General features: G+C 58.9%; 19 protein-coding genes. 17 read left to right on the top strand and 2 right to left on the bottom strand.

Annotated features, from left to right (window positions below):
- The first annotated feature begins 4 nt into the window (after nt 1-4).
- The 8 genes from ACQY8Q_RS08260 to ACQY8Q_RS08225 all read left to right on the top strand — a co-directional run bounded on the left by ACQY8Q_RS08260 (nt 5) and on the right by ACQY8Q_RS08225 (nt 4,749).
- Nucleotides 5-616 carry a 5-formyltetrahydrofolate cyclo-ligase gene (locus ACQY8Q_RS08260; protein ID WP_428426156.1) on the top strand — a complete coding sequence of 204 codons (612 nt, stop codon included), beginning with the start codon at nt 5-7 and terminating at the stop codon, nt 614-616.
- Nucleotides 594-1,418 (top strand): TIGR00282 family metallophosphoesterase, encoded by an 825-nt coding sequence (locus ACQY8Q_RS08255; RefSeq protein WP_428426155.1) that lies wholly within the window; start codon nt 594-596, stop codon nt 1,416-1,418. The genes ACQY8Q_RS08260 and ACQY8Q_RS08255 overlap by 23 nt, the downstream gene beginning before the upstream one ends.
- 46 nt (nt 1,419-1,464) lie before the next feature.
- Complete coding sequence (locus tag ACQY8Q_RS08250; protein ID WP_428426154.1) at nt 1,465-1,746, top strand: BrnT family toxin; 282 nt, start codon at nt 1,465-1,467, stop codon at nt 1,744-1,746.
- Nucleotides 1,706-2,014, top strand: a complete 309-nt coding sequence (locus ACQY8Q_RS08245; protein WP_428426153.1) for a BrnA antitoxin family protein — start codon at nt 1,706-1,708, stop codon at nt 2,012-2,014. Before ACQY8Q_RS08250 ends, ACQY8Q_RS08245 begins: the two co-directional genes overlap by 41 nt.
- Nucleotides 2,015-2,129: 115 nt before the next feature.
- Entirely contained in the window at nt 2,130-2,969 is an 840-nt protein-coding gene (locus ACQY8Q_RS08240; RefSeq protein ID WP_428426152.1) for an MBL fold metallo-hydrolase, read from the top strand.
- Nucleotides 2,970-2,985: 16 nt separating this feature from the next.
- Nucleotides 2,986-3,465, top strand: coding sequence for a hypothetical protein (locus ACQY8Q_RS08235; RefSeq protein WP_428426151.1), 480 nt, complete (start codon nt 2,986-2,988; stop codon nt 3,463-3,465).
- Between the two features lie 87 nt (nt 3,466-3,552).
- Nucleotides 3,553-4,299 carry a YebC/PmpR family DNA-binding transcriptional regulator gene (locus ACQY8Q_RS08230; RefSeq protein WP_426229659.1) on the top strand — a complete coding sequence of 249 codons (747 nt, stop codon included), beginning with the start codon at nt 3,553-3,555 and terminating at the stop codon, nt 4,297-4,299.
- Between the two features lie 87 nt (nt 4,300-4,386).
- Nucleotides 4,387-4,749, top strand: coding sequence for a cupin domain-containing protein (locus ACQY8Q_RS08225; protein ID WP_428426150.1), 363 nt, complete (start codon nt 4,387-4,389; stop codon nt 4,747-4,749).
- Between the two features lie 47 nt (nt 4,750-4,796).
- On the opposite strand, the gene ACQY8Q_RS08220 is transcribed toward ACQY8Q_RS08225, so the two are convergent.
- Complete coding sequence (locus tag ACQY8Q_RS08220) at nt 4,797-5,798, bottom strand: LLM class flavin-dependent oxidoreductase (protein WP_428426149.1); 1,002 nt, start codon at nt 5,796-5,798, stop codon at nt 4,797-4,799.
- 172 nt (nt 5,799-5,970) lie between these two features.
- Here ACQY8Q_RS08220 and ruvC point away from each other — a divergent pair, with 172 nt between their 5' ends.
- The 9 genes from ruvC to ACQY8Q_RS08175 are packed head-to-tail and all read left to right on the top strand — an operon-like array spanning nt 5,971 to nt 10,976.
- Nucleotides 5,971-6,483: a crossover junction endodeoxyribonuclease RuvC gene (gene ruvC, locus ACQY8Q_RS08215; RefSeq protein WP_428429712.1), complete on the top strand. Its 513-nt coding sequence runs from the start codon at nt 5,971-5,973 to the stop codon at nt 6,481-6,483.
- Nucleotides 6,484-6,539: 56 nt separating this feature from the next.
- Complete coding sequence (locus tag ACQY8Q_RS08210) at nt 6,540-6,791, top strand: AbrB/MazE/SpoVT family DNA-binding domain-containing protein (RefSeq protein WP_113241991.1); 252 nt, start codon at nt 6,540-6,542, stop codon at nt 6,789-6,791.
- A gap of 2 nt (nt 6,792-6,793) precedes the next feature.
- On the top strand, nt 6,794-7,207 hold the full coding sequence (locus tag ACQY8Q_RS08205) for a type II toxin-antitoxin system VapC family toxin (protein ID WP_428426148.1): 414 nt from the start codon (nt 6,794-6,796) through the stop codon (nt 7,205-7,207).
- Nucleotides 7,208-7,220: 13 nt separating this feature from the next.
- A complete protein-coding gene (gene ruvA / locus ACQY8Q_RS08200) occupies nt 7,221-7,838 on the top strand; it encodes a Holliday junction branch migration protein RuvA (protein WP_428426147.1) in 618 nt (205 codons plus the stop codon).
- Between the two features lie 54 nt (nt 7,839-7,892).
- Nucleotides 7,893-8,183, top strand: a complete 291-nt coding sequence (locus ACQY8Q_RS08195) for an AbrB/MazE/SpoVT family DNA-binding domain-containing protein (protein ID WP_428426146.1) — start codon at nt 7,893-7,895, stop codon at nt 8,181-8,183.
- Nucleotides 8,152-8,553 (top strand): PIN domain-containing protein, encoded by a 402-nt coding sequence (locus tag ACQY8Q_RS08190; protein WP_428426145.1) that lies wholly within the window; start codon nt 8,152-8,154, stop codon nt 8,551-8,553. Before ACQY8Q_RS08195 ends, ACQY8Q_RS08190 begins: the two co-directional genes overlap by 32 nt.
- Complete coding sequence (gene ruvB / locus ACQY8Q_RS08185) at nt 8,550-9,590, top strand: Holliday junction branch migration DNA helicase RuvB (protein WP_428426144.1); 1,041 nt, start codon at nt 8,550-8,552, stop codon at nt 9,588-9,590. The genes ACQY8Q_RS08190 and ruvB overlap by 4 nt, the downstream gene beginning before the upstream one ends.
- Entirely contained in the window at nt 9,591-10,463 is an 873-nt protein-coding gene (locus tag ACQY8Q_RS08180; protein ID WP_428426143.1) for a metallophosphoesterase, read from the top strand. It abuts the gene before it with no gap.
- 3 nt (nt 10,464-10,466) lie between these two features.
- The gene (locus ACQY8Q_RS08175) at nt 10,467-10,976 is read left to right on the top strand and encodes an NUDIX hydrolase (RefSeq protein WP_428426142.1); all 510 of its coding nucleotides are present in this window, start codon (nt 10,467-10,469) and stop codon (nt 10,974-10,976) included.
- A gap of 36 nt (nt 10,977-11,012) precedes the next feature.
- Here the strand turns inward: ACQY8Q_RS08175 and ACQY8Q_RS08170 are convergent, their stop codons facing one another.
- A complete protein-coding gene (locus ACQY8Q_RS08170) occupies nt 11,013-11,900 on the bottom strand; it encodes an NAD-dependent epimerase/dehydratase family protein (RefSeq protein ID WP_428426141.1) in 888 nt (295 codons plus the stop codon).
- Between the last annotated feature and the right edge of the window lie 2 nt (nt 11,901-11,902).

The raw sequence follows: 11,902 nt of genomic DNA, 5'->3' as shown, positions 1-11,902 counted from the left end.
GGACATGACACCGAGGGAACTGAAAGCCGCGTTGCGCCTGGACCGTCTGGCGCTGCGCGATTCGATGACGCCGGAGGCGCGCAGCAAAGCCGGTCTGGCGATGCTTGGCCATGCCGGCGATGCCATCGAATTTGACCCCGGCCAGGTGATTTCCGGCTTTTGGCCGATCCGTTCGGAGGTTGATATCCGGCCGCTGATGGCGCGGCTGCGCGAACGTGGCGCCCGGCTCTGCCTGCCGGCCATCATCGACAAGCAGACGATCGTTTTTCGTGAACTGGTGCCGGGTGCGCCGATCATCGAGACGGGCTTCGGCACCACCGGGCCGGCGGAGGATGTACCGGTTCTCGATCCCGACATCTTGCTGGTGCCCTTGTCTGCCTTTGACCGAACCGGGCACCGGATCGGTTATGGCGCCGGATATTATGACCGTGCCATTGAGCGTTTGCGGCTGAAAGGCCGCAAACCAAGGCTGATCGGGATTGCATTTGACTGCCAGGAAGTGGCATCAGTGCCGGCGGAGCCGCATGATGTGGCGCTGGACGCCCTGCTGACCGAAAGCGGGTTCCGGATCTTCGGGCTAGGAATAAGCAAATATGAGACTTTTGTTTCTGGGTGATATGGTCGGCAAGACTGGCCGGACGGCGGTCTGGGAAAAACTACCCGGCTTGATCAGCGACCTGAAACTCGATTTCGTTATCGTCAACGGCGAGAACGCCGCCGGCGGTTTCGGTATCACCGAAGACATCTTCCTCGAAACCATCAATGCCGGCGCCGATGTGGTAACCACCGGCAACCATGTCTGGGATCAGAAAGAGGCAGTTTCATTCTGCCAGCGGCACGACCAGTTCCTGCGGCCCGCCAACTATCCGGCCGGAACCCCCGGGCGTGGCTCGAACCTCTATTTTGCCCGCAACGGCGCCCGCGTGCTTGTCGCCAACGTTATGGGCCGTGTCTTCATGCATCCGGAGCTTGACGATCCCTTCAAGGCGGCCGAAAGCATTCTCGCTGCCTGCCCGCTGAAGGAGCAGGCCGACGCGATCATCTTCGATTTCCATGCGGAGGCGACCAGCGAGAAACAGTGCTTTGGCCATTTCGTCGATGGCCGCGCCAGCTTTGTCGTCGGCACGCACACGCATGTCCCGACCGCCGACGCGCAAATCCTCAACGGCGGTACGGCCTATATGTCGGACGCCGGCATGTGCGGCGACTACGACTCGTCGCTCGGCATGGAAAAGGAAGAGCCGCTCAACCGCTTCATCTCCAAGATGCCGAAAGGCCGGTTCGAGGCCGCCTCCGGCCCGGCCACCCTCTGCGGCGTCGGCGTCGAAATTTCCGATCGCACGGGACTGGCCGAGAATATCGCGCCTTTGAGAATCGGACCACGGCTGGCCGAAACGATCCCGGCGTTCTGGAGCTGAACTTTCCCTTTCATAATTTCACGCGATTAAATGTGATACAAAAATTATGAAAATCGTCTATGATGAGATCAAACGGAAACTCAATTTAGAGAAGCACGGGTTTGATTTTTCCGATTTGACATTGGACTTTTTTGCGAGTGCTACGATCGTTCCGGTCAAGCAGGGACGATTGATGGCGATCGGGAGCATGCGGCCCGGCGTGATCTCTGTCGTTTTTGTCACTCTTGGTACAGAGGGCATTTCGATTGTCTCGCAACGCCTGGCAAGCAGAAAGGAAAGGTTGGCTCATGAACGTTCACCAGCCGCAAATCCCACCGCTGACGGATGAGCAGGAGGCTGACATTCAAAGAAAAATTGCCAGTGATCCGGACAACCCGGAAGCGACCGATGAAGAATTGTCTCAAGCTCGTCCCTTTGCCGAGGTGTTTCCCGAACTGATGGAAAGCATCCGCCGTTCGCGCGGCCGCCCGATCGTTGAAGTGCGCAAGCAGCAGGTGTCCCTGCGGCTCGATCCTGACGTCATCGAGAAGTTCAAGGCGACGGGCAAGGGCTGGCAGGCTCGAGTCAATGAGATCCTGAAACAAGCAAAACCCTGAGCTGATCATTATTCCGATGACGCGATTGTGAGCGGCCTCCGCGCGATCGGGGCTGGACCTTGCGGTTTGCCTGCCTATCCTCTGCGCTCATGCCGACCTTGGTCCCATGAGGTGCATGATGCCGCGATTGATCCTGCTTGCATTTGCCGCCATCGCTCTTCTGCATGCCCTGTGGCCGATGCCTGCGCATGCGCAGAGCGCTCGACCGCAGGTCAGCCAATGCCAGGCGATCGCCCGGTCTCTTCCCGACGTTACCTTCGCCAGTTTCAAGTCGCCGCCCGGTTCGAACGTTCAGGCAGCCGCCAATGAAGAGGTTGTTATCACCTATGTTGGCCACTCGACCTTTTTGATCGAAACGCCGGGTGGTGTGTCGATCGCCACCGATTATAGCGGCTGGTACGCGCCGCCGAAGGTGCCGGATGTGGTGACGATGAACAAGGCGCATTCCAGCCACTACACGCTGACGCCGGACCCGGCGATCAGCCAAGTGCTGCACGGGTGGGGCGATGATGGCAAGCCGGCGGATCACGATGTCGTGGTCGGTGACGCCTATATCCGCAACGTCACGACGGATATCCGCTCGGGCGGCGCAATGATGGAGCCGGACGGCAATTCAATCTTTATCTTTGAGGTCGCGGGTCTCTGCATCGGCCATCTCGGGCATCTGCATCATGAACTCGACGATACCGATTATGCCGAGATCGGCAGGCTCGACGTGTTGATGGTACCGGTCGATGGCGGCCTGACGATGGGGGCGCAAAGCATGAGCCGGGTGGTGACGCGGCTGCGCTCTTCGCTGATCCTGCCGATGCACCGGCGCGGCCCGCCTGTAGCAAGCTTCCTGCAGATGTTCGGCGATGGTTTCGACAAGAGTTTTTCCGTGCAGGCGAGCGTGACGGTGTCGATGCGTTCCTTGCCAAGGAAGCCACTGATTTATATCCTGCGGGGCGTCTGACCCTGGGGACCATGGAATGAAGTTTTTCGCAGCCTGCCTTCTTGCCGCTCTTTCCATGACAACTCAGGTTTTCGCCGACGTTGCCCCGCCGCCGCGTTTGCCCGCTGTGGAAGGCGGCAAGACGCCTGTCGCTGTGCCGGAGACGAAAACGGTCGGACGGCAGGAAGAGTTCGTTCTACCCTCGGGCAATATCGGCTGCATCTATACGCCTGAAGGCGGGACGGAGGTCTACCAGCCTGCGGATGGTGGCCCGGAACTGTCCTGTGATCGCGTCGAGCCCCGTTATGTCCGCGCGACGTTGTCCCGCAAAGGGGCTGCCACACTCGTCAACGACGTCGGTGATCCGAGCTGCTGCTCGGCGGGTCCCGTACTCGACTACGGCCAAGCCTGGACTGCAGGGCCGTTTTCCTGTCTTTCAACCAGAACCGGGCTGTCCTGCGAGCGCAGCGACGGCCATTCGTTCTTTCTCAGCCGCAAGCGGCTTGTCGCCAACTGAAAAAAGGCGGCCCCTTCTGGACGCAAAGCGCCAATGAAACTATAAGGCGGCCAATTCCAAACATGACTAGCATGAGAAGAGGGCGCCATGGCCGGCCATTCACAGTTTAAAAACATCATGCACCGCAAGGGCCGTCAGGACGCCGTGCGGTCGAAAATGTTCTCCAAGCTCGCGCGCGAAATCACCGTCGCGGTCAAGGGCGGCCTGCCCGACCCGACAATGAATGCGCGCCTGCGTCTGGCAATCCAGAACGCCAAGGCACAGTCGATGCCGAAGGACAATATCGAGCGCGCCATCAAGAAGGGCTCCGGTGCCGACGGCGAAAACTACGAAGAAGTCCGCTACGAAGGCTATGGCCCGGGCGGCGTTGCCGTCATCGTCGAGGCACTGACCGACAACCGCAACCGCACCGCCTCCAATGTCCGCTCGACCTTCACAAAGGCCGGCGGCGCGCTCGGCGAAACCGGTTCTGTGTCGTTCTCGTTCGATCGCGTCGGCGAAATTTCCTACAAGCTTTCGGTTGGCGATGCCGACACGGTGATGGAAGCGGCAATCGAAGCCGGTGCCGAGGACGTGACGACCGACGAAGATGGTCACTTCATCATCTGCGGTTTTGAGGATATCGGCGACGTCTCCAAGGCGCTTGAAGCGACGCTCGGCGAAGCCGATACCGTCAAGGCGATCTGGAAGGCCCAGAACACCGTGCCAGTCGATGAGGAACGCGCCCAGTCGTTGATGAAGCTGATCGACACATTGGAAGACGATGACGACGTGCAGAACGTCTACACCAACTTCGAAGTCTCCGATGAAGTGATGGCCAAGCTTTCGGCCTAAATTGCGCCGGTTCACGTCACCGCCTGTCGGAATTGGCAAGCCAGTTCCGGCAGTTGGCCATTAGGCTCCTGTCTTTTCGAGAGGATGTTGACCATGCAGACTGTGACGAAACTCGCGGCACCCGCTCCCGCTGACGGCGACCCGGCAACACTGGATGGCTGGGTTGTCGTATCCGGCACGCCGACGATGAAAACCTGGGCGCTGCACACATCGTCCGATGGCTCGATGGTGTCGGGCTATTGGGAAGCGACACCCGGCACCTATCACGCGAGCTACACGGCCTATGAATTTGTGCACATGATCGCGGGCAAGATCATCATCACGCCGGACGGCGGCACGCCTGTCACGGTCGCCGCCGGCGACGCATTCGTCGTCGAGGCCGATTTCAAAGGCACGTGGGAAATCCTCGAAACCGTGCGCAAGCATTTTGATTTCAAGGTTTCAGCCTGATCTAAAATTGAGGCGATGGATACCCCGGATTTCTCCGGGGTATTTTTTTATGCCGCCTTGGCCAGCTTCTGCTGCGCATCTGCAAACAGCCGCACCGATTTCAGCCGCGCATCCATGTCGTAGATCGGCATGGAGACGATGACTTCGTCGGCGTCCGTCTGGTCGATGAACCGGTCGAGCTTGGTCTTGATCGTCTCCGGCCCGCCGACGACCGCATAGGTCATGGCGTGATCGACGAAGATTTTCTCATTGTCGCTCCACAAGTCGTCCATTGAGTCTACCGGCGGCGGAAACTGACCGCGGGCATTGCGGCGCAGCGCCACGAAGGATTGCTGCATCGAGGTGAAGAGGTGGTTGGCATCGGCATCGGTATCGGCAGCGACACCCATGATGCCGACCATGGCATAGGGCTGGTCGAGATATTGCGACGGCTCGAAACGCTCCCGGTAGATTTCCAGCGCTGATAGAAGCATGTCGGGCGCGAAATGCGAGGCGAAGGCGAAGGGCAGGCCGAGCATGCCGGCTAGATGGGCGCTGAAATGGCTCGAGCCGAGCAGCCAGATCGGCACATTGCTATCGGCACCGGGCACGGCGATCAGGTCCTGGCCATCCTTGATCGGACCAAGCAGCGCCTGTAGCTCAATCACGTCATTGGGGAAGTTGTTGGCGCTTGCCTCCATATTGCGGCGAAGTGCGGAAGCGGTGCGCATATCCGTTCCCGGGGCGCGGCCAAGGCCGAGATCGATGCGGCCGGGATAGAGCGCTGCCAGCGTGCCGAACTGCTCGGCGATCACCAGCGGCGAATGATTGGGCAGCATGATGCCGCCAGAGCCGACGCGAATGGTCTTGGTGCCAGCCGCCACATGGGAAATGACGATCGAGGTCGCGGCACTTGCGATCCCTTTCATGCCGTGGTGCTCGGCCAGCCAGAAGCGCTTGTAGCCGGATGCTTCTGCTTCCTGCGCCAGGCGGCGGGAGTTTTCCAGTGCTTGGGATGTGTTTGACCCTTGCGTAATGGGGGAAAGGTCGAGGATCGAAAAGGGCACCATAAGAAAAGCCTTCGATGAATGGAACTGATAGAAGCCTATGTAAGATAGAATTTCATAAATCCAAGCCTGCCGATAACATGTGATGAGGCCGTACCGCCAAATTGTGACGGATGTTTTTGTTTTGTTCACATTTTGCTGGCAGCGTCCGGGCATGAGTATTAAGCTTCCGACCATGCACAACACGATTCGTATTATCGGCATCGATCCAGGCCTCCGGCGTACCGGCTGGGGTGTTATCGATACGCTCGGAAATTCCCTGCGCTTTGTCGCTTCCGGTACCGTCACGTCGGATGGCGACATGGATCTGGCGTCGCGTCTCTGCCAATTGCATGATGGTCTGGCCGATGTCATTCACACCCATAAACCAGACGAGGCCGCTGTCGAACAGACCTTCGTCAACAAGGATGCGGTAGCAACGCTGAAGCTCGGCCAGGCGCGTGGTATCGCCATGCTGGTGCCGGCGCGGGCGGGTCTTCAGGTGGCTGAGTATGCACCAAACGCGGTGAAAAAGGCCGTGATCGGTGTTGGCCATGGTGAGAAGAAGCAGATCCACATGATGCTGAAAATACTGATGCCGAAGGCCGAATTCAAAGGCGACGATGCCGCCGATGCCTTGGCGATTGCCATCTGCCACGCCCACAATCGCGGCGGCGCGCGGATGCGCATGGCGGCGCTCGCGGGTTGATTTGTTCTTGACTTGTTCTTATTGTAAGGATATTTCTTACTTTGAAGGAGCATGTCATGCGTGTCACATCCAAAGGTCAAGTAACCATACCCAGGGACTTGCGCGAGCTCGCGGGCATAGCCCCGAATAGCGACGTGCTGTTTTCGATGGAAGGCGGCAAGCTGACCATTGTTCCCAAAGATGGCCGTCAGGAGCAGGAAGACCGTCTGCGCCTCGAGCGGTTCCTCGATAGTCTGCAACGGCTGGAGGGGACAGGTGATCAGGATATCGATTCAGACGCGCTCATGAGCATGACGCGGGACCGCTGATCATGGCGACTTTGGTAGATACGAATGTGCTGGTAGATATCGCCGTCCGCGATCCTCTTTGGCTTGGTTGGTCGAAGGCGCAGCTCCTGTCTGCCGCGAAGCGTGGTGCAATCGTCATCAATCCAATCGTATATTCCGAGTTTTCCGTGCGTTATCAGCGCATGGAAGATGTAGATCTGCTGCTGCCCGAACCCGATTACAGCCGGGAAAACCTTCCCTGGGCGGCTGCCTTTGCAGCGGGTGCGGCTTTTCGGAAATACAGGCAAGCAGGCGGCGGACGCGATCGGGTGCTGCCGGATTTTCTCATCGGCGCCCATGCGGCCATTCGGGGACACACCATTTTGACCCGCGATCCAAAGGGTTATCGTGCATACTTCCCCTCCGTCGAACTGATCACCCCGGACACTCACCCATGAAGGATTTTGTGCCATGATCGGCAAGCTCAAGGGAACGATCGACGAGATTGGCGACGACCATGTCGTGGTCGACGTTCATGGCGTCGGCTACGTCGCCCATTGTTCGTCGCGAACATTGTCGAAGATTGGTTCGGCTGGTGAGGCTGTGGTGCTGTTCATCGAAACCTATGTGCGCGAGGACCAGTTGCGGCTGTTCGGCTTCCTGTCGGCACTGGAGCGGGAATGGTTCCGGTTGTTGCAAAGCGTTCAAGGCGTCGGCTCCAAGGTGGCGCTTGCCATTCTTTCCGTGTTGACGCCGGGCGAATTGGCCAATGCCATTGCATTACAGGACAAAACCGCGGTGTCGCGCGCTCCGGGCGTCGGGCCGAAGGTTGCGGTGCGCATTGTGACCGAATTGAAAAACAAGGCACCGGCCTTCGCCGGCGATGCGGGTGCTAATATTGGCCTGAAGCAGGAGCTGGGCGAAGGTGTTGCCTCGGCGCCAGTCTCCGATGCGGTATCGGCGCTGAGCAATCTCGGCTATTCACGAGACCAGGCGGCCAATGCCGTGGCAGCGGCCTTGAAGAATGGTGGCGAGGGGCTGGATAGCGCCAAGCTGATCCGGCTGGGGCTGAAGGAATTGGCGCGGTGATTCCTTGCTTTTTTCAGTTATCCTTACTAAAATTGATATGTAAGGAGTGGTGCGATGATTGTTTTTGACAGTACGTTGACGACCAAAGGGCAGACAACGATTCCGGTTGAAGTGAGAGAAATGCTCAAACTGAAACCCGGAGATAAGATCAGGTATGTCGTGAACGGCGACAGGGTCTATCTGCGTGTCAAAAATAAGAAGGCTGCAGATCTTGCCGGAATCCTACACGACCCCGATCGTAAACCCGCCTCGATTGAGGAATTTGACCGGGCGATAGGGGATCAGCTCGCTGAAGACGATCAGGGGATTGCGGATGATTGGAATAGACACCAACGTTCTTCTTAGGTTCATCTTGGCGGATCACGCTGTCCAGTTTGAAACTGTGAAGAGTTTTTTGCGTACCCGGTCTCTTGATGATCCGGCTTTCATATCCCTTTTCGTTTTTGCCGAAACAAGCTGGGTTCTGCGCCGCCGGTACGGGTATGCCAACGACGTCATCGCAGCAACGTTTCGCCAGTTGTTGGCGGTGGAAGAATTTTTCTTCGAGGATGAGCATTTTCTCGATGATTTGTTGTCTGAAGACGAAAAAATACGCGGGGCCGATATATCCGACCATGTGGTGTCGTATATTGCCACCCGGTCAGGCTGTCTAAAGACCGTGACCTTTGATCGCAACGCTGCTCGTACTGTCCCCGGAATGGAACTTCTCGCATGACTGATGCCGCACGTTTGATCGCCCCGGAAAAGCGCGGCGAGGATCTCGATACGACGTTGCGCCCGCAATCGCTGGACGAGTTTACCGGCCAGGCGGAGGCGCGTGCCAATCTGAAGGTGTTTATCGAAGCGGCGAAGAACCGGGGTGAGGCGCTGGATCATGTGCTGTTCGTCGGCCCGCCCGGCCTCGGCAAGACCACATTGGCGCAGATTATGGCCAAGGAACTCGGCGTCAATTTCCGCTCGACATCCGGACCGGTGATTGCCAAAGCGGGGGATCTTGCCGCCTTACTCACCAATCTCGAAGACCGGGATGTGCTGTTTATCGACGAAATTCATCGGCTCAGCCCGGCGGTGGAGGAAATCCTCTATCCGGCGATGGAGGATTTTCAGCTCGACCTGATCATTGGCGAGGGGCCGGCGGCGCGGTCGGTGAAGATCGATCTGTCGAAATTCACGCTGGTCGCCGCCACCACCCGGCTCGGGCTGTTGACGACGCCGCTGCGCGACCGTTTCGGCATTCCGGTCCGGCTGAATTTCTACACTGTTGAAGAGCTGGAATTGATCGTTCGCCGCGGTGCCCGGCTGATGGGTCTTGGTATAACCGATGACGGCGCCCGCGAAATTGCCCGCCGGGCACGCGGTACGCCACGTATCGCCGGACGGCTGTTGCGCCGGGTGCGGGATTTTGCCGAGGTTGCCAGGGCCGAAGCCGTCACCAAGCAGATCGCCGACGAGGCACTGACCCGGCTTTTGGTCGACAATATGGGGCTCGACCAGCTCGACAAGCGCTACCTGACGATGATTGCGCTCAATTTCGGTGGTGGTCCTGTCGGCATCGAGACCATCGCTGCAGGGTTGTCCGAACCCCGCGATGCGATCGAGGACATCATCGAGCCCTACATGATCCAGCAGGGTTTTATCCAGCGCACGCCGCGCGGGCGTATTTTGACCGCAAACGCGTGGAAACACCTTGGATTGCAGGTGCCGAAGGATCTGGAAGCCACTCAGTTCCGCCTGTTTCAAGAGGATGATTGATTGTTGACGCGGCGGGGTTTTGTCAGAACGCTTGGCGCTCTGATGTTGTCGGGCGTTGCGTCCGGCGCTTATGCCGTGGGGATCGAGCCTGTGGGACGGCCGCGTGTGGTTCGCTATAACCTGGTGCCAAACAAGTGGCCGGTCGGGCTGAAATTGCGGCTGGTGATTCTGGCCGATCTGCACGCCTGCAGACCCTGGATGTCTCCGCGCCGGATCGGGGACATCTGCGCGCAGGCCAATGCGCTGGATGGCGACATGATCCTGCTGTTGGGCGATTTTCTTTCCGGAATGCGGATGGGCGGCAACCGGGTCACATCCGATGAGTGGGCGGGGGAGCTTGCCCGCCTTGCAGCCCCTCTCGGCGTTCATGCGGTCATGGGAAACCATGACTGGATCGACGACCCCGACGCAATGATCTCAGGCATGGGGCCAACGATCGTGCACAAGGCGCTGGCCTCGATCAACGTCCCAATTTACGAAAATCAGGCGAGCCGTTTCGAAAAGGATGGCAAAGGGTTTTGGCTGGCGGGTCTTGCCGACCAGATCGGGCCGCGCGAAGGCCTCGACGATTTGCCGGGAACCCTGGCCCAGGTCACCGATGAAGCGCCGGTTATCCTGATGGCGCATGAGCCGGATGTTTTTCCAACAGTGCCCGAGAGGGTGTCGGTGACATTATCGGGGCATACCCATGGCGGGCAGATCCGCCTGTTTGGCTATTCGCCGATCGTGCCTTCGCGCTATCACAACCGCTACGCTTACGGGCATGTGGTGGAAGACGACCGCAACCTGATCGTTTCGGGCGGGCTTGGTTGTTCGATTGCCCCCATCCGTTTCGGCTCGCCGCCGGAAATCGTCGTTGTCGAACTTGGATAGGCCATGCCCAAACGTAAGATGATCCGGATGGATGGACCGCAGAAACAGCGGTTCAATTTTCGCATTGCAGGCCTTGGCTTTCGCAACGGTCATGTTCTGGTGCATCGGGCCGTGCATGAGGATTTCTGGACGTTTCCGGGTGGGCGGGCCGAGATCGGCGAGACGTCGGTGGAAACGCTGAAGCGCGAGATGATCGAGGAACTGGGCGTCGAGGTCAGCGTCGGGCGCATGCTCTGGACCGTGGAAAATTTCTTCCGCTACGAGGAGCGCGATTATCACGAGATCGGCTTCTACTACGAGATGGATATTCCCGCACATTTTCCGTTTCACCCGAGCGGCATTGTTCATCGCTTGCGGGACGGCAAGAATGATCTCGAATTCAAATGGGTGAAGGCCACCAAGGCGGCGCTGACGGCCCTCGATATTCCGCCCTATTTTATCGCCGAACAGATCGAGACCCTGCCGCCGACACCGGTCCATATCATCTGGGATGACGGCAATCTCGACCGTTAGGGCACGACATCCCGAACCCGGGCGAAGACTGCCGGGTCAAGCCAGCTGTTCTATCGTCTCTTTCAGCAACACCAAGCCGCCCGGCTTCCAGCCCAGCGCCTCGATCTTGCAAGTGCCCATCGGATTGCAGGCTGCCGTATCCTCAGCGGCCGGCAAGGGATGCGGACAGTGCGTGCTCTGCTGGAGGATCGATAAGATATCATTAGTATCGGTCAGGAGATCGGAGACGTTGAAGGTTTCGCCGTTGATCCGCACAGTGTCCGATTCCAGCATCAGCCGTACGGCACGGGCGACATCGTCCCCGTGCACTTCGGTACCAGCCCGTGGCGCAATTGGCTTGCCTGCGAGATAGTCCTCGAATAGCCCGGCCCATTTATGCCGCTGTCCGGGACCGGCTGGGCCATAGATGCCGGTTGTCCGCAGGCTTGCGGTGACGAAGCCATGGCCGCAGAGCGAGCTCAAACTGCGCTCCGCCTGCAGCTTGGTTTCGCCATAGAGCGTATCGGGCTTGCCGTGCATATCCTCTGTCAGAACCGTTCCGGGTGGCTGCGGACCATAGGCGGCGCGGCTGGAGAGGAACACGCAGCGGCGCACGCCGGCGTCGCGGGCGGTCTCAAAAAGCCGCACTGTGCCGTCGAGATTGGCCCGCTGGAATCCCTGCGGATCGTCTCCTTCGCCACCGCGATACTTTCCGGGAATATGGTCGAAGGCGGCGTGGACAAAATAGTAGACGTTGTCGAAGGCCTCGATCTGATCGGCATCCGGATCGAGCCGCAGGGGCACGAAGGCAACATCCTTGGAAAAGAAGCCAGGCTCGGGCGCGGTGCGGCCGCCGACGGTGACTTTGTAACCATTGGCCAGCAGGTGCTCGACGATGAAGCGGCCGGCATAACCGGTGCCGCCGGAAACGAGAACGCGTGTCATAA

The organism is Pararhizobium sp. (genome assembly GCF_965279435.1).
In the GTDB taxonomy this organism is placed as follows: domain Bacteria; phylum Pseudomonadota; class Alphaproteobacteria; order Rhizobiales; family Rhizobiaceae; genus Pararhizobium.
The sequence above is the reverse complement of the archived record's forward strand: the minus strand, read 5'-3'. Positions and strand labels throughout refer to the sequence as shown.

Bases quoted from the DNA above. Each gene is read 5' to 3' on its own strand.
- ACQY8Q_RS08260 (WP_428426156.1), top strand. From the start codon at position 5: ATGACACCGAGGGAACTGAAAGCCGCGTTGCGCCTGGACCGTCTGGCG.
- ACQY8Q_RS08255 (WP_428426155.1), top strand. From the start codon at position 594: ATGAGACTTTTGTTTCTGGGTGATATGGTCGGCAAGACTGGCCGGACG.
- ACQY8Q_RS08250 (WP_428426154.1), top strand. From the start codon at position 1,465: ATGAAAATCGTCTATGATGAGATCAAACGGAAACTCAATTTAGAGAAG.
- ACQY8Q_RS08245 (WP_428426153.1), top strand. From the start codon at position 1,706: ATGAACGTTCACCAGCCGCAAATCCCACCGCTGACGGATGAGCAGGAG.
- ACQY8Q_RS08240 (WP_428426152.1), top strand. From the start codon at position 2,130: ATGATGCCGCGATTGATCCTGCTTGCATTTGCCGCCATCGCTCTTCTG.
- ACQY8Q_RS08235 (WP_428426151.1), top strand. From the start codon at position 2,986: ATGAAGTTTTTCGCAGCCTGCCTTCTTGCCGCTCTTTCCATGACAACT.
- ACQY8Q_RS08230 (WP_426229659.1), top strand. From the start codon at position 3,553: ATGGCCGGCCATTCACAGTTTAAAAACATCATGCACCGCAAGGGCCGT.
- ACQY8Q_RS08220 (WP_428426149.1), bottom strand. From the start codon at position 5,798: ATGGTGCCCTTTTCGATCCTCGACCTTTCCCCCATTACGCAAGGGTCA.
- ruvC (WP_428429712.1), top strand. From the start codon at position 5,971: ATGCACAACACGATTCGTATTATCGGCATCGATCCAGGCCTCCGGCGT.
- ACQY8Q_RS08210 (WP_113241991.1), top strand. From the start codon at position 6,540: ATGCGTGTCACATCCAAAGGTCAAGTAACCATACCCAGGGACTTGCGC.
- ACQY8Q_RS08205 (WP_428426148.1), top strand. From the start codon at position 6,794: ATGGCGACTTTGGTAGATACGAATGTGCTGGTAGATATCGCCGTCCGC.
- ruvA (WP_428426147.1), top strand. From the start codon at position 7,221: ATGATCGGCAAGCTCAAGGGAACGATCGACGAGATTGGCGACGACCAT.
- ACQY8Q_RS08195 (WP_428426146.1), top strand. From the start codon at position 7,893: ATGATTGTTTTTGACAGTACGTTGACGACCAAAGGGCAGACAACGATT.
- ACQY8Q_RS08190 (WP_428426145.1), top strand. From the start codon at position 8,152: ATGATTGGAATAGACACCAACGTTCTTCTTAGGTTCATCTTGGCGGAT.
- ruvB (WP_428426144.1), top strand. From the start codon at position 8,550: ATGACTGATGCCGCACGTTTGATCGCCCCGGAAAAGCGCGGCGAGGAT.
- ACQY8Q_RS08175 (WP_428426142.1), top strand. From the start codon at position 10,467: ATGCCCAAACGTAAGATGATCCGGATGGATGGACCGCAGAAACAGCGG.
- ACQY8Q_RS08170 (WP_428426141.1), bottom strand. From the start codon at position 11,900: ATGACACGCGTTCTCGTTTCCGGCGGCACCGGTTATGCCGGCCGCTTC.